General features: G+C 65.5%; 9 protein-coding genes and 1 pseudogene. 7 read left to right on the top strand and 3 right to left on the bottom strand.

From position 1 onward, the window contains the following. Positions 1-14: 14 nt before the first annotated feature. On the bottom strand, positions 15-3,137 hold the full coding sequence (locus GGD63_RS03080) for a ribonuclease E/G (protein ID WP_183239410.1): 3,123 nt from the start codon (positions 3,135-3,137) through the stop codon (positions 15-17). A gap of 701 nt (positions 3,138-3,838) precedes the next feature. Here GGD63_RS03080 and GGD63_RS03075 point away from each other — a divergent pair. The 7 genes and pseudogenes from GGD63_RS03075 to GGD63_RS03045 all read left to right on the top strand — a co-directional run bounded on the left by GGD63_RS03075 (position 3,839) and on the right by GGD63_RS03045 (position 13,402). After that, positions 3,839-5,134, top strand: coding sequence for an N-acetylmuramoyl-L-alanine amidase (locus GGD63_RS03075; RefSeq protein ID WP_183239409.1), 1,296 nt, complete (start codon positions 3,839-3,841; stop codon positions 5,132-5,134). A gap of 294 nt (positions 5,135-5,428) precedes the next feature. After that, on the top strand, positions 5,429-7,939 hold the full coding sequence (locus GGD63_RS03070) for a penicillin-binding protein 1A (protein ID WP_183239408.1): 2,511 nt from the start codon (positions 5,429-5,431) through the stop codon (positions 7,937-7,939). 208 nt (positions 7,940-8,147) lie between these two features. Then, positions 8,148-9,279 (top strand): peptide chain release factor 2 gene (gene prfB / locus GGD63_RS03065; RefSeq protein WP_183239407.1). Its coding sequence is split into 2 segments (ribosomal slippage): positions 8,148-8,216 and positions 8,218-9,279, totalling 1,131 coding nucleotides; the frame shifts between segments, so codons are not numbered across the junction. Continuing rightward, a pseudogene (locus tag GGD63_RS03060) lies at positions 9,264-10,163 on the top strand (NAD(P)-dependent oxidoreductase); the annotation flags it as partial. The gene prfB and the pseudogene GGD63_RS03060, both read left to right, overlap by 16 nt. A 15-nt stretch (positions 10,164-10,178) precedes the next feature. Beyond that, on the top strand, positions 10,179-11,069 hold the full coding sequence (locus GGD63_RS03055) for a DMT family transporter (RefSeq protein WP_183239405.1): 891 nt from the start codon (positions 10,179-10,181) through the stop codon (positions 11,067-11,069). 79 nt (positions 11,070-11,148) lie between these two features. Further along, positions 11,149-12,060, top strand: coding sequence for a DMT family transporter (locus GGD63_RS03050; RefSeq protein WP_183239404.1), 912 nt, complete (start codon positions 11,149-11,151; stop codon positions 12,058-12,060). A gap of 106 nt (positions 12,061-12,166) precedes the next feature. After that, positions 12,167-13,402 carry an ABC transporter substrate-binding protein gene (locus GGD63_RS03045; protein ID WP_183239403.1) on the top strand — a complete coding sequence of 412 codons (1,236 nt, stop codon included), beginning with the start codon at positions 12,167-12,169 and terminating at the stop codon, positions 13,400-13,402. Between the two features lie 20 nt (positions 13,403-13,422). Here GGD63_RS03045 and GGD63_RS03040 read toward each other — a convergent pair whose 3' ends face one another. Both GGD63_RS03040 and GGD63_RS03035 read right to left on the bottom strand, forming a co-directional pair. Next, a complete protein-coding gene (locus GGD63_RS03040; RefSeq protein ID WP_183239402.1) occupies positions 13,423-14,781 on the bottom strand; it encodes a M23 family metallopeptidase in 1,359 nt (452 codons plus the stop codon). 112 nt (positions 14,782-14,893) lie between these two features. After that, positions 14,894-15,577: a peroxiredoxin gene (locus GGD63_RS03035; RefSeq protein ID WP_183239401.1), complete on the bottom strand. Its 684-nt coding sequence runs from the start codon at positions 15,575-15,577 to the stop codon at positions 14,894-14,896. Positions 15,578-15,650 lie beyond the last annotated feature (73 nt).

Below are 15,650 nucleotides of genomic sequence, written 5' to 3'. Positions count from 1 at the left end.
GTTCTGTGTCCGGCTTACTCGCCGCCGCCGAAGCGGCGGGACCACCAGCCGGCGCGGCGTGGGGCGGCCGGCGTCTCGCTGGCCGCTTCCGGTGCGGGCTCAGGTGCCGGCGCGGGCGGGGCGACCGGCTGCGGCGCCTCCGCAACCGGGGTTGCCGGCTCACTCGGGCTGTTGAGCAGGAAGCTCACCTTTTCCCGGACCGTGGAGCGGCGCCGCGCGGACCTGTCGTCGGCGGGCTCTTCGTCCGCGACAGCAACGGCCGGCTCGGGCTGCGCCGGTGCCGCCGTCGGCACCTCGGCACGGGGCTCGGGCTGGATGACTTGTTCAGTGAATTGCGGCTCGGCGGCGTGTTCGGCCTGCGCGATCGAGGGCGCAGCCTCACCGCCATTGCTGTCGAAATCGGCAACCGCATCGCTCGCTTCCGGCGGCGCACTCGCAGCGAGTTCGTCGCTGATGGAGCCGGCGAGACCTTCCTCGTTACCGCCGCGACGGCGGCGTCCACCACGGCGACCACGCCGGCGCCGGCGCTCGCCGCTGCCCTGCTGCTCGCCACGGGCTGCCTGTTCCTCGCCTTCCTCGCCATCTTGCTCGGACTCGGCTTCTTCCTCGCCTTCGCCCGCGACCATCGCCGGCTCGGGCAGGGTCGGCGCGGTATCCTCGCGCAGCTCGCCCTCACGCTGGCCACCGCGGCCACGCCGGCGACGGCGCCGCTTGCGGCGCTGACCGTCCTGTTCGGGGGCTGCCTCGCCGGCAGCCTGCTCCTCAGTGAGACCCTCGCTCTCCTCGGACTCGATCTCGGATTCCAGCTCCGCATCGAACTCCTCGTCGTCATAGGCATCTTCCGCCAGCGGCGGCGGGCTTGCGGCCGCCTGCGCCGCGAGCAGCGCCTTGGCGGCTTCCAGCGTATGCACCTGCTCGCCGCGGTCGATCAGATAGGCCTGCGGGCCGCTGACGCTGGGATCGGCGATGATCGACAGCGTGACCTTGAAGCTGTTCTCGAGGTCGCGCAGATGACCGCGCTTGTGGTTCAGCACATAGAGCGCGACGTCGGTGCGGGTACGGACCACGAGATTGTGGGTCGCGCCCTTCATCAGGATCTCTTCGAGGCCGCGCAGCAGCTGCAGCGCCACCGAGGACACCGAACGGACATGGCCGGTGCCGCCGCAATGCGGGCAGGGATCGGTCGAAGACTCGAGCACGCTGGCGCGGATGCGCTGGCGCGACATCTCGAGCAGGCCGAAATGCGAGATGCGGCCGACCTGGATGCGCGCGCGGTCCTGGCGCAGGCAGTCGGACAGCTTGCGCTCGACCGCACGGTTGTTGCGCTTCTCGTCCATGTCGATGAAGTCGATGACGATCAGGCCGGCGAGGTCGCGCAGGCGGAGCTGGCGGGCGACCTCTTCGGCCGCCTCCAGATTGGTCTTGAGGGCGGTGTCCTCGATGTGGTGCTCGCGGGTCGAGCGGCCGGAGTTGACGTCGATCGAGACCAGCGCCTCGGTCTGGTTGATCACGACATAGCCGCCGGAGCGCAGCTGCACCGTCGGCGAGAACATCGCATCGAGCTGGCTCTCGACGCCCATGCGCGAGAACAGCGGCTGGCCGTCGCGATACTGCTTCACCGCGCTGACGTTGGCGGGCATCAGCATCTTCATGAAGTCGCGCGCTTCGCGGTAGCCGCCTTCGCCGGCAACCTGAATCTCGTCGATCTCCTTGTTGTAGAGATCGCGCAGCGAGCGCTTGATCAGCGAGCCTTCCTCGTAGACGAGGGTCGGGGCCTGCGACTTCAGCGTCAGGTCGCGCACGGTCTCCCACATCCGGATCAGGTATTCGAAGTCGCGCTTGATCTCGGGCTTGGTGCGCGAGGCACCTGCGGTGCGCAGGATGATGCCCATGCCCTCGGGCACGTCGAGATCCTGCACGACCTCCTTGAGACGAGAACGATCCTGCGCGCTGGTGATCTTGCGGCTGATGCCGCCGCCACGCGCGGTGTTGGGCATCAGCACGGCGTAACGGCCGGCGAGCGAGAGGTAAGTCGTCAGCGCCGCGCCCTTGTTGCCGCGCTCTTCCTTGACGACCTGCACCAGCATGACCTGGCGGCGCTTGATGACTTCCTGGATCTTGTACTGGCGGCGCGGGCGGAAGGTGCGCTCCGGCACTTCCTCCAGCACGTCGTCACCGCCGACGGATTCGACGACTTCCTCTTCGGCTTCCTCGCCGTCCTCGTCCTCGTCGTCTTCTTCGCCGGCCTGGGCGGCCTCGGCATGCGGCGCTTCAGCGCTCTCGCCGGCGGCGTAGACGGCATCGGCCGGCTCCGTGGCCGACGTCACGGCTTCGGCGAGAGCCTCGGCATGTGCTTCGAAGGCATGCGCTTCGGAGGCGTAAGCCTCGACGGCTTGGGGCTCCTGCGGCTCGGCAGCGGGCTCGCTCGCCACGACAGGTTCTGCGCCAACCGCGGCGACGGGCGCGGGCGTCTCGTCGGCATGATCATGATCGTGATGATCGTGTTCGCCGTCATGACCATGGTCGTCATGATCGTGAGGGTGGTTGTCATCATGGGCGTGGTGATGGTCGTCATGCCCGTGATCGTCGTGTTCGTGCTCGTCGTGAACGTGCTCGCCGTGCTGCTCCGCCTCGGCGTGCAGATGCTCGCCTTCGTGCGGAGCACCTTCCGTGTACTCCGGCTGGGGCGCGCCCTCGACCGGCTGGGCGGCGGGATCGGCGCCGGCGTCGAGACCCTCGACGATCTCGCTGCGCACGCGCTCGCCATGACCGCGACGGCGGGCGTTGCGGTGGCGCGAGCGGCGGCGGCCGTGGGAGCGGTTCTCGCTCTCTTCCTCGGCCTCGCGATGAGCCTGTTCCTCGGCCTCGATCAGCGCCTGCCGGTCGGCGACCGGGATCTGGTAGTAGTCGGGATGGATTTCGCTGAAGGCGAGGAAGCCGTGGCGGTTGCCGCCATATTCGACGAAGGCGGCCTGGAGCGAGGGTTCGACCCTTGTGACCTTGGCGAGGTAGATGTTTCCGCGCAGTTGCTTTCGTTGCGCGGTCTCGAAATCAAACTCTTCGACGCGATTGCCGCGGACCACGACGACCCGGGTCTCTTCCGGGTGGGTGGCATCGATCAACATCTTGTTGGGCATGTCTTAACTCTTGGCGGCGGCGGGCGCGATCGACCGTGGGCGCAATCTGCGCTGCCGGGTGACGCGACGGTCCACCTGATTCGGGGGTGAGGGGAAGGCCGAAACGCCGTCTCTCGCGCCTTGCCGAACCGGAAGCTTCAGGACCAAGGCGGCGCGCGGGATTGTCACTCCGCAGCGTCGCGAATGGTCCTTCAGAGTTCGTCGGCACAGTCTGGCGCATCAAGCGTCGGCCCGTATGAAACATTGGGCGGCGGAGCCGCCCCTCAATCAGTTGCTGCTGGCCAGGCATGGCGCGAGCGCGCTCGCCTTGGGGGTCACGAACCGTCCCCTTGGGATCAAGGGACCGGGTAATGGGTTACGTCGCTGTCAGAACCGTCCCGGAAACGTGGTAACCGGGAACCGTCCGCCGCCGGGGCTTGACCCGCTCCGCCTCACTGCCGCGCACCGCGCTGGTCTTAGAGGGGATCGGAAAACGCTGGAATTCCCAAACCTTGGGAGCTCCGGCGCTGCACCGGGAGGCTGAATGCGACACAACCGGAAATATCGGCCGTCAGCATTCCGTACATACGAGGAATGGACCATCGGTGCAAGGGAGCGTCGCACGGCGGTCACAGTCAGCGAGTTTCGCGAATCCGTCATTAAGGATCGATTAACCCTGTGGTTCTATTGCGTTAAACAAGCTGCTCGGAGGCACGGAATCGGTGGCGAGCCGCGCAAAACAAAGGGTCTTGCTGGGATGCGCGCTGTTGTGCGCTGCAGCATTGCCATGTGCCGATTCCTCGCGTCTGAGCGCAGCTGAGAGTCGGCCGCAACCCTCTGTTGCTGCGTCGAATTTTCCAATCGCCTCGGCCGCCCGGCTGGCTGGCGATGGCAAGCAGACCCGCTTCATCCTCGACATCGACCAGACCGTGACCTTCCGCGCCGTGACGCTCGCCGACCCCTACCGGGTGGTGGTGGACGTCCCGCAGGTTAATTTTCAGCTCCCCGCGGGGACCGGCGCGGCGGGACGGGGCCTGGTCAAGGCCTTCCGCTACGGGCTCGTCATGCCCGGCGGTTCGCGAATCGTGTTCGATCTGACCGGGCCGGCCAAGATCGCCAATTCCTATGTGGTCGAGGCGGCCAATGGCCAGCCCGCCCGGCTCGTGCTGGAATTGGAGGAGGTTGACCGCGCCGCCTTCGTACAGTCGCTCGCCCCGGAGAACCGCCCCGAGCTGCGGCCTGCGGTCGCCGACGCGCCGCCTGCAACCGCTCCCGCCGCGGCGGCCCCGGAAACGGCGCAGCAGAAGGCCGACGGCCGGCCGGTCGTCGTGATCGACCCCGGCCATGGCGGTATCGACAACGGCACGCAGTCGAGCGGCGAGAGCGAGAAGAACCTGGTGCTGGCATTTGCCCGGGCGCTGCGCGACCGGCTGGACAAGGCCGGCAAGTATCGCGTGGTGATGACGCGGGACGACGACACTTTCGTCGCCCTCAATGACCGGGTCAAAGTCGCCCGCAACCTCAAGGCCGCGTTGTTCGTCTCGATCCATGCCGATGCGCTGCCGCGAGCCGAGGGCGACGCGCAGGGCGCCACCATCTATACGCTGTCGGACAAGGCCTCCGACGCCGAGGCTCAACGCCTGGCGGACGCCGAAAACCGCGCGGACGCGATCGCCGGCTTCAACCTCGCGGAGGAGCCGACCGATGTCGCCGACATCCTGATCGACCTGACGCAGCGGGAAACCCGCACGTTTTCAAATCGTTTTGCCCATGTGCTGATGGGCGAAATGAAGTCGACGGTGCGAATGCACAAGCATCCGCTGAAGTCGGCCGGTTTCCGGGTGTTGAAGGCGCCCGACGTGCCCTCGGTGCTGGTCGAGATCGGCTATGTCTCCAACAAGGGCGACCTCGAGCACCTGGTCTCCGAGGGCTGGCGGTCCAAGGCTGTTGGCTCGATGGCGCAGGCCATCGACGGGTTCCTGGCCAAACGGCTGGCGACCGCCGGATCGTCAAATTGACGACCGGGGGATCGTCGAATTGACCACCGCGGGATGGTCGAATTGAAAAAGGGTTTTTCCGTCCCGCCGCAAAGGCCCTAGTTTGGCCACAGCGGACGCTTTATAAAAATGCCGCAGGGGGTTCCGGAATCGGAGAGAATCCCGCTCGGCAAGCGTCTTTAGGCCCGGCCTTGATGTGATTGCGTAAGGCCGGTGAATTCGTGACGTGAGGTTGGCGCCAGTGTGGGGTGCCAGTTTTTAGGTCCTATGGGGCTGATACTGGGCTGATCCAGAGTTTGAACGGATAAACAGATAATGCGCTTGCTGGTGCGGTTCATGGGCTTCCTGTTCGCCGCGGGAACGGTGGTGTTCCTTGTCGGTGTCGGGGCCGTGGCAGGCCTGATCTGGCATTTCTCCAAGGACTTGCCGGACTACTCTCAGCTTCAGGATTACGAGCCGCCGGTGATGACGCGCGTGCACGCCGTCGACGGTTCGCTGCTCGGCGAATACGCCAAGGAGCGGCGGCTGTACCTGCCGATTCAGGCGGTGCCCAAGCTCGTGATCAACGCGTTCCTCGCGGCCGAGGACAAGAATTTCTACGAGCACGGCGGCATCGACTACACCGGCATGGCGCGCGCCGGATTGCTCTACCTGCAGAACTACGGCTCCAACCGTCGTCCGCAGGGTGCGTCCACGATCACGCAGCAGGTCGCCAAGAACTTCCTGCTGACCAACGAGGTCTCCTTCGCCCGCAAGATCAAGGAAGCCTTGCTGGCGATGCGCATCGAGAAGACCTACTCGAAGGACAAGATCCTCGAGCTTTACCTGAACGAGATCTATCTCGGCCTCGGCGCCTACGGCATCGCGGCCGCCTCGCTGGTCTATTTCGACAAGTCGGTGAACGAGCTGACGGTGGCGGAAGCGTCCTATCTGGCGGCGCTGCCGAAGATGCCGGCGACGCTGCATCCGGTCCGCAACCGCGACCGCGCCGTCGAGCGCCGCAACTACGTCATCGATCGTCTGCTGGAGAACGGCTGGATCAAGCAGGCCGACGCCGACAAGGCGCGCAAGGAGCCGCTGGCCGTCACCAACCGCTCCAACGGCGCCCACACCTTCGCCGGCGAATATTTCGCCGAGGAGGTCCGCCGCGACATCTTCGAGCGTTACGGCGAGAAGAAGCTGTACGAGGGCGGTCTCTCCGTCCGCACCACGCTCGATCCCAAGATCCAGGTCATGGCGCGCAAGACCATGGTCTCGGGCCTCGTGAACTATGACGAGCAGCAGGGCTATCGCGGCGCCATGAGCAAGCTCGATATCTCGGGCGACTGGGGCGTGAAGCTCGCCGAGATCAAATCGCTGTCGGACATCTCGCCTTGGCGCATGGCGGTGGTGCTGGAGACCAGCGACCAGTCGGCGCGCATCGGCTTCCAGCCGAGCCGCGAACTTGGCGGCGCCGTCAGCAAGCAGCGCGAGACCGGCCTCGTCACGCTCGACGGCGTGCGCTGGGCGAGGGCGGCCCAGGGCAATGCCAAGGGCAAGACGCCGACCTCCGTGGCGCAGGTGCTTGCGCCCGGCGACGTGATCTATGCCGATCCGCTCTACAGCAAAGAGGGACAATCGGTCGAAGGCCAGTACCGTCTGCGCCAGATCCCCGAAGTATCCGGCGCCATGGCGGTGATGGATCCCTGGACCGGCCGCGTGCTCGCGATGGTCGGCGGCTTCTCGTTTGACCAGAGCCAGTTCAACCGCGCGACGCAGGCCTACCGGCAGCCGGGCTCGTCGTTCAAGCCGATCGTCTATTCGGCCGCGCTCGACAACGGCTACACGCCCTCGACCGTCGTGCTCGACGCGCCCATCGAAATCGACCAAGGCCAGGGCGCCGGCGTGTGGCGACCGGAGAATTTCGATGCCGGCAAATATAACGGACCGATGACGCTGCGTAATGCGCTGCGGCTTTCGCGTAACACCGTGACGGTGCGGCTTGCCCAGGACATCGGCATGCCGTTGATTGGCGAGTATGCCAGGCGTTTCGGCGTCTATGATGAGCTGCCCAATTACCTCTCGTACTCCCTGGGCGCTGGCGAGACCACGGCGATGCGCATGGTCACGGCCTATTCGATGCTCGCCAATGGCGGCCGCCGCGTGAAGCCGACCCTGATCGACCGCATCCAGGACCGCTACGGCCGTACCATCTACAAGCACGACCAGCGCGAATGTCGCGGCTGTGACGCGCCGGGCGGCTGGAAGAACCAGAACGAGCCGCAGCTGATCGACCGCCGCGAGCAGGTGCTGGATTCCATGACCGCCTACCAGATCACCGAGCTGTTGGAAGGCGTAGTCCAGGCCGGCACGGCAACAGTACTTAAGGAAGTGGGCAAGCCGATTGCGGGCAAGACGGGCACCACCAACGAGGCCAAGGATGCCTGGTTCGTCGGCTACTCGCCGGACATCGCGGTCGCGGTCTATATGGGCTATGACAAGCCGCGTCCGCTCGGCAGAGGCAATGCGGCGACTGGCGGCCATCTCGCCGCGCCAATCGTGCGTGATTTCCTCAAGCTCGCGCTTGCCGACAAGCCCGCCGTGCCGTTCAAGGTGCCGGCCGGCATCAAGCTGGTGCGGGTCGTCGCCAAGACTGGCATGCGCGCCGGCCCCGGCGAGACCGGCGGAACCATTCTGGAGGCCTTCAAGCCGGGCACGGCGCCACCGGACAACTATGCAGTTATCGGCGTTGCCGATGCCGACGGGCGCGGCGGTGTGCCGGCCTCGCAGCAGCAGCAGCCGGATTCCGGCTTCTTCATGCGGCCGGGCACCGGCGGGCTGTACTAAAGCGCGATGAGATCTGGATGAATCGTCATCGCGCTTTAGGTTGTTGTTTACGCATGATCTTTTCGGAGAACCGCTTCGCACTTTTCCGGATCATGCTTTAGCGGATAACGGTGACGTTTGAGGTCGCGGGCGGTTGCGCTTTGGCGCGCCCGCCGTTACATCCCGTTGCAATCGAACGCGGACCAATTCCGCGACATCAGAGAACGACATGCGCGCCGAAATCGAACGGTTGGTAGAAGAGATCAAGCAGTCAGTCGGGCTGCTGAGGAGGCATCTTTGACGTCGAGAAATCGACGGCACGCCTCGCCGAGCTGAACAAGCTCGCAGAAGATCCCAACCTCTGGAACGATCCCCAGAAGGCCCAGAAGCTGATGCAGGAGCGCACCTCGCTCGAGGATTCGCTGTCCGGCATCGGCAAGGTCGAGCAGGAGCTCGAAGACGACATCGGCATGATCGAGCTCGGCGAGGCCGAGGGCGATGACGGTGTCGTTGCCGAAGCCGAAGCTGCGCTGAAGAACCTGAAGAAGGAAGTCGCTCGGCGCGAGCTCGAGGCGCTGCTGTCGGGCGAAGCCGACCGCTTCGATTCCTATCTCGAGGTCCATGCCGGCGCCGGCGGCACCGAGAGCCAGGACTGGGCGCAGATGCTCTTGCGCATGTACACGCGCTGGGCCGAAACCCACGGCTTCAAGGTCGAGTACCTCGAAGAGTCCGAGGGCGAAGAAGCCGGCATCAAGTCGGCGACCATCCAGGTCTCCGGGCACAACGCTTATGGTTGGTTGAAGACGGAAGCCGGCGTGCACCGTCTTGTTCGCATCTCGCCGTTCGATTCCAACGCGCGGCGGCACACCTCGTTCTCGAGCGTGCAGGTATTCCCCGTTATCGACGACAGCATCAAGATCGACATCAAGGAATCCGACGTCCGCACCGACACCATGCGCTCGGGCGGTGCCGGCGGCCAGCACGTCAACAAGACCGAATCCGCGGTGCGCCTGACGCACATCCCGACCGGCGTCGCCGTGGTCTGCCAGGCCGGCCGCTCCCAGCACAAGAACCGGGCGCAGGCCTGGGACATGCTGCGCGCGCGGCTGTACGAGATCGAGCTGAAGAAGCGCGAGGAGAAGGCCGCCGCCGACCAGGCCGCCAAGACCGATATCGGCTGGGGCCACCAGATCCGCTCCTACGTGCTGCAGCCCTATCAGATGGTGAAGGATCTGCGCACGGGCGTGCAGACCTCCGACACGTCGGGCGTGCTTGGCGGCGATCTCGACGAGTTCATGGCCGCGACGCTGGCGCAGCGCGCCTTCGGCACCACCAGCGGCGACATCGAGGACGTGGACTAGCCATGCCCCGAATCGCCTTCATCGGGCTTGGACGGATGGGCCATGGCATGGCCGGCCGCTATCTCGATGCCGGCTTCACGGTGACGCTGTGGAATCGCAGCAAGGCCAAGGCGGAGGACCTGATCGCGCGCGGCGCGCATTGGGCGACCTCGCCGGAAGATGCTGCGATCGATGCCGATGCAGTCGTGACCATGGTTGCCGACGACGAGGCCTCGCGCGCGGTCTGGCTCGGGCCGAAGGGCGCGGCCAAGACCGCGAAGGCCGGCACCATCGCGATCGAATGCTCCACCGTCTCCTATGACCACGCCCGCGAGATGGGCCGCGAGCTCAACGCGCGCGGGCTGATCTATATCGATTGTCCCGTGACGGGATTGCCGGACGCGGCGGCCGCCGGAAAACTGACGCTGCTTGCCGGTGCGGATGCCGCCGATCTCGAACGCGCCCGCCCGTTCCTCGAACCGATCGGCTCGACCATCCGCCATTTCGGCCCAGTCGGCTCCGGCACGGTCTACAAGCTCATCAACAATCTCATGGGAGCGATCCAGATCGCCGGGCTCGCCGAGGGCCTTGCCATCGCCGAGCAGGCCGGGCTCGACATGAACCTCGTGCTGGAGTCGATCCAGGCGGGCGTCGCCGCAAGCCCGCAGGTGCAGCGTCACTCCAGGCGTATGGTCGCCCGCGATTTCAGCGGCGCGACCTTCACGGCAGCGCTGCGGCACAAGGATGCCGCCTACGCCGTGAAGCTCGCCGAGAGCCTGCTGGCGGACAAACCGCTGGTCGCGCGCGCTGCGGTCGAGGCCTACGCGCAGGCGAAGGCGGTGATGTCCGACGACGACGAAGGCAAGATGATCGAACTGGTGTCGCGGCCGAAGAAGCCGTCTTAAGCCGGGCGCATCGACATGGGGCAGCCACGTTCGGAGAACGGTCTCGGCATTGCCCTCGTCATCGCCGCGGCGACTGCCTGGAGCACCGCGCCATTCTTCACCCGGCTGTTGCCGTTCGATCCCTGGACCATCCTGTTCTGGCGCGGCCTGTTCGGCGGCAGCCTCATCACGGTGTTTCTCGTCCTGATACAGGTGCGCGGCGCGCTGCGGCAATTGGTGGTGCCGGGGCGCGGCGGCCTGCTCGTCGCGTCGTTGTCGACGATCGGCATGGTCTCCTTCATCCCTGCGCTTCAGATGACCAAGGTGATGAACGTCGCCGTGCTGATCGCCACGCAACCGTTTGTCGCGGCGGCGCTCGCATGGCTGTGGCTGGGTGAAGCTGCGACATGGCGGACGCTGATCGCAAGTGTCGTCGCCTTCGCCGGCGTGGCCATCACGGTGGGCGGCGTTGCGGCGGGGGCCGATATCGGCGGCGTCGCGCTGGGCTGTCTGATGGTGCTCGCCATCTCGGCCATGACGGTCGTCGTTCGGCGCCACAAGGAGACGTCGATGGTGGCGGCAGCCGCGCTCTCCAACTTCCTGGGAAGTCTCATCAGCCTTCCGTTCGCGCACGACATCGCCCATGTCGGCGGCGACAACCTCGCCATCCTCGCGATGTTCGGCTGCCTGCAGGTCGCGCTCGGCCTGACATTCTACATGCTCGGCTCGCGCCTGCTGCCTTCAGGGCAGGCCTCCCTGATCGCGACGCTGGAAACGCCCTTGATGCCGTTCTGGATCTGGGTTGCCTTCCGCGAGGTGCCTGCCGTCCATGCGCTCATCGGTGGAGCCCTCGTGATCGGGGCGGTCGTTGCCGATATCGTTGGCGACGCGCGAAAGCGGAACGAGGGCCAGAGTGCGGGCCCTTAGGGGGGCCATCTCGGAAATCGGGTGGCGCCGTCCGCCGCACCGTACTAGGCGGCAGGTCGGATCGCCGATGTGAGACGCCATGCCTGCGAAAGACAACCGCATCGACGCGCGAGACTGGTCGCTGCTTGCGGTGCTCTCCGTCCTCTGGGGCGGCTCGTTCTTCTTCAACGGCGCGGCCTTGCGGGAAGTGCCGCCGCTGACGCTGGTGTTTTTGCGCGTCGCGCTCGGTGCCGCCATTCTGCTGCCGCTGCTGCGCGCACAGGGCATCGGCCTTCCCAAGGGGATGGCCGGCTGGAAGCCGTTCTTCGCGATCGGACTGTTCAACAACGTCATCCCGTTCTCGCTGATCGTGATCGGACAGACCTTCATCCCGAGCGGGCTCGCGTCGATCCTGAATGCCACCACGCCGCTGTTCACTGTCATCGTCATGGCCGCGGCTAGTGAGGAGGAATTGCAGATGCGGCGCCTGGCCGGCGTTGCTCTGGGGCTTCTCGGCGTGATCATCCTGCGCGGATGGGGCATCGAGACCAGGCCGGGGCAGGGGCTGGGCATCCTGCTCTGCCTCGGCGGCGCCCTCAGCTACGGCTTTGCGGCGCTGGCGGCGCGGCGGCTGTTGAAGGACTCTCCGCCGCTTGGAACGGCGACGTTTCAGCTGATCGCATCGACGATCATGATGGCGATCGTCGCCGGCGTCATGGAGCAGCCGTGGCGTCTTCCAATGCCGGGCCTCACGACCTGGCTCGCGGTACTCGGTCTCGCGGCCCTCTCAACGGCGCTCGCCTACATCGTGTTCTTCCAGATACTGCGACGCTCGGGCGCGACCAACGTCATGCTGGTGACGCTGCTCATTCCCGTCACCGCCATCCTGCTGGGCTGGCTGGTGCTGGCCGAGCCGATCTCCATGCGCGAGATCGCCGGCGCCATCGTCATCGGCAGCGCGCTGCTGGCGATCGACGGGCGCGCATTCGGCTTGCTGCGCCGCGTCGAGTAAGTTCCGCGTCACCGTTTCACCGCGCGGAAAATCGTCGCGCTTGCCAGCCGCGAGTCTCCTTGCGACACTCTCCTCAAAACAAGACTACAAAATAGGGGAGAGAACGATGCCGGGTCGTCGCAAGAATCTCGCTGTCCTCGCCATGCTTTTCGCCGGGGCGCTCGCCGCGACACCGGCCTCAGCGCAGAAGAGATACGATCCCGGCGCTTCCGACACCGAAATCAGGATCGGCAACATCATGCCCTATAGCGGGCCGGCGTCGTCCTATGGCGTGATCGGCAAGACCGAAGCGGCGTTCTTCCGGATGATCAACGACCAGGGCGGCATCAACGGGCGCAAGATCAACTTCATCAGCTATGACGACGCCTATTCGCCGCCGAAGGCGATCGAGCAGGCGCGCAAGCTGGTCGAGAGCGACGAGGTCCTCCTGATCTTCCAGGCGCTCGGCACGCCCTCGAACTCGGCGATCATGAAATACATGAATGCGAAGAAGGTGCCGCAGCTTTTCGTTGCCTCCGGCGGCACCAAGTTCGGCGACCCCAAAAATTTCCCGTGGACCATGGGCTTCCAGCCGAACTACCAGAGCGAGGGGCGGATCTACGCAAAATACATCCGCGACAATTTTCCGAACGGCAAGATCGCGGTGTTCTGGCAGAACGACGACGCCGGTAAGGACCAGTTCAAGGGCCTGAAGGACGGGCTCGGCGACAAGGCGAGCATGATCATTGCCGACAAGTCCTATGAGGTCAGCGACCCCTCGATCGACTCGCAGATCGTGGCGCTGCACGATTCCGGTGCGGACATCTTTTTCTCATGGGCTGCCCCGAAAGGGTCGGCGCAGGCGATCCGGAAAGTGGGCGAGCTCGGCTGGAAGCCGAAATTCTTCCTCGCCAACACCGCAACCTCGGTCGCCTCGGTGCTCAGGCCCGCCGGGCTCGACTACGCCAAGGAGATCATCTCGACCGTCTATCTGAAGGATCCGACCGACCCCACCTGGGACAAGGACCCCGCCGTGGTGAAATGGCGCGCGTTCATGGACAAGTACTATCCCGACGGCGACAAGGCCAACGCGAACAACATCTATGGCTACGTCCAGGCCGAGGCGATGGCGCAGGTGCTGAAGCAGTGCGGTGACACTCTCACCCGCGAGAACGTCATGAAGCAGGCCGCCAACCTGAAAGACTTCCACACCGACCTGATGCTGCCGGGCATCATGGTCAACACCTCGCCCGACGATTATTTCCCGATCGAGCAGATGCAGCTGATGCGCTTCAACGGGCAGGCCTGGGAGCTGTTCGGCGACGTCATCACCGGCGAGGTCGGCCACGAGCGCAGCCAGTAGTCACGGCTGAAGATCGAGGTTTAGCCCGCGCTGAGGCGCACGCCCGCGCGCAGGAATTTTTGCGGATCGACGGCTTCGCCGTCGATGCGGGTCTCATAGTGCAGGTGCGGGCCGGTGGAGCGGCCGGTCGAGCCGACCAGACCAACGACCTGACCGATTTTCACGATCTCGCCGACCTTGACGCTGATCTCGGAGAGATGGCCGTAGCGGGTCGAAAGCCCGTTGCCGTGATCGACTTCGACCATGCGGCCGTAGCCGCCGGACCAACCGGCCGAGACCACCTTGCCATAGGCGGTGACGCGGACGGGGTCGCCGGTCGCGGCGCGGAAGTCGAGGCCGGTGTGCATCGCCGGCCGGCCCAGGAAGGGATCGCTGCGCACGCCGAAACCGGAGGTGAACTCGACCTCGCCGATGACGGGCTTGCGATACGGCACCAGCGCCAGCGTGCGATTGAGACGATCCATCTCGGCGCGCGTGGTGTTGATGCGATTGAGCTGCTTCTCGAACGGCCCGGCATTGGCCGTCAGCTTGACCGGGACGAACGGTCCGCCCATCGCGCTGCGCGGCACGGCGGCTTCGAGACTGGCAAGGTTCAGGCCGAGATCGCTGACGACGCCGCGCATCCGGCGCATGCGCGAATCCATACCATCCTCGACGGCGCTGAGCGCCGCCATCTGGCGGCGCTCGACCTGGTCGAGCGAGGTCGTGAGCCGGACCAGGACATTGTCAAAGCCCTGGTTCTTGGCGAACTGGCTGGTCGGCGGAGCCAGGACGGCAGGTGCGCGCGATTCGAGTCGCGCTTCGCGATCCGGCGGTGCCACGAAGATCACGGTGTCGCTGATCGGCGACGGTTTTGGCGTGGCTTGCGTCGCGCCCTGACCGGTATCGCCACGCTGCGGCGCCGTGCGCGGGATCGATCCGGTCACGTCAGGCATGGCGCCCAGCGCCGTCGCCCGGGACTCCAGCGCCGTCTGGCGCTTCATGATCTGGTCGAGCTTTTGGTCGAACTGCTCCTGGTCGAGCAGCTGGCGGCTGGTGGTGCGATCGACCTTGGCACGCAGCTCGGCGATGCGGTCCTCATAGGCGTATTGCATCTCGGCCTGGCGGGCGATCAGCCGGGTCAGGACGTCGTCGCGGAAAGCGAAATAGGTGGCGGTCGCGGCCGACCACAGGCCGAGCAGCACGATGGTGCCGACCACGATCCAGAACACGACCGGGCCGAGGCGAACCTGCTTGCCGTGATGGACGATGGTGTAGGCGTCATCGGCGTCGGGGACGGCGGCCGCCGCGACAGCGACGGGACGCCGATGGAAGGCCCGTCCGTGGTCGTGAGGATGATGCTGGGGGTACTGCGAATATTGGGCAGAACTTTTCGACATCGGCACTCCCGGCGCCGGTCGGATGGGTTCCTTGCGGCCTAATTGCCGCAGCAATCTGGGCCGGTCATGGTTAATTTTCCGGAAACGGAACCGCTAGAACTTAACGAGCTGGTTAAAGACTTCTTGCTGCTTCCAGCACCTGGTCGGCATGACCGTCGACCCGGACGTTGCGCCAGAGCCTGGCGATTTTGCCGTCGCTTCCGACCAGCACCGTGGTGCGAAGAATCCCGAGGAAGCTCTTGCCGTACATGGACTTTTCGCCCCAGGCGCCATATGCCTCCAGCATCTCGTGCTTCTCGTCCGAGATCAGGGGAACGCCGAGGCTGTGCTTGTCGCGGAACTTCTCCTGGGCCTTTAACGAATCCGCGGAGACGCCGAGCACGGCGGTGCCGGCGTCGGAGAACGCAGCAGCAAGGCGGGTGAAGTCGATGGCCTCCAGGGTGCAGCCGGGGGTATCGGCGCGGGGGTAGAAGAACAGGACGAGCTTCTGGCCGGCATAGTCGGCCAAGGTCGCCACGCCGCCGCCGTCGCGGGGCAGGCGGAAGGCGGGGGCCTTCTGACCTTCGGTCAGGACTGTCTTGCCCGCAGCCCGTGCCGATTTGGAGGAATTTAACTGTTTCGATGCGGCCCCATGCGATGCTGTCTTTGCTATGGTCGCGGTTGATTTGCTGGCCGGTGTCCGCTGTGTTTTCGCGGCCTTTGTTTGAGTCGTTGCCCTCGTTTTCGGGGCCTTCTTTTTAGCTGTCGGACTGCGGGAGGGCGTTTTGGGCGATTTCTTTCGGGATTTCTTGGACATACGCCTTCCTTTCGACGCTTTCGGCGGGTCAACCGAAGCGGTATTGCAGCTCTCGTCCGGTGTGCCGGAATCG

It is taken from the genome of Bradyrhizobium sp. cir1, assembly GCF_014198245.1.
GTDB lineage: Bacteria > Pseudomonadota > Alphaproteobacteria > Rhizobiales > Xanthobacteraceae > Bradyrhizobium.
Note: the sequence above shows the minus strand (reverse complement) of the source record. Positions and strands in the feature narration are given on the sequence as shown.

What these genes read in the sequence shown, in the direction of transcription:
- GGD63_RS03080 (WP_183239410.1), bottom strand. Translation starts at nt 3,137, where the DNA reads ATGCCCAACAAGATGTTGATCGATGCCACCCACCCGGAAGAGACCCGG.
- GGD63_RS03070 (WP_183239408.1), top strand. Translation starts at nt 5,429, where the DNA reads ATGCGCTTGCTGGTGCGGTTCATGGGCTTCCTGTTCGCCGCGGGAACG.
- GGD63_RS03055 (WP_183239405.1), top strand. Translation starts at nt 10,179, where the DNA reads ATGGGGCAGCCACGTTCGGAGAACGGTCTCGGCATTGCCCTCGTCATC.
- GGD63_RS03050 (WP_183239404.1), top strand. Translation starts at nt 11,149, where the DNA reads ATGCCTGCGAAAGACAACCGCATCGACGCGCGAGACTGGTCGCTGCTT.
- GGD63_RS03045 (WP_183239403.1), top strand. Translation starts at nt 12,167, where the DNA reads ATGCCGGGTCGTCGCAAGAATCTCGCTGTCCTCGCCATGCTTTTCGCC.
- GGD63_RS03040 (WP_183239402.1), bottom strand. Translation starts at nt 14,781, where the DNA reads ATGTCGAAAAGTTCTGCCCAATATTCGCAGTACCCCCAGCATCATCCT.
- GGD63_RS03035 (WP_183239401.1), bottom strand. Translation starts at nt 15,577, where the DNA reads ATGTCCAAGAAATCCCGAAAGAAATCGCCCAAAACGCCCTCCCGCAGT.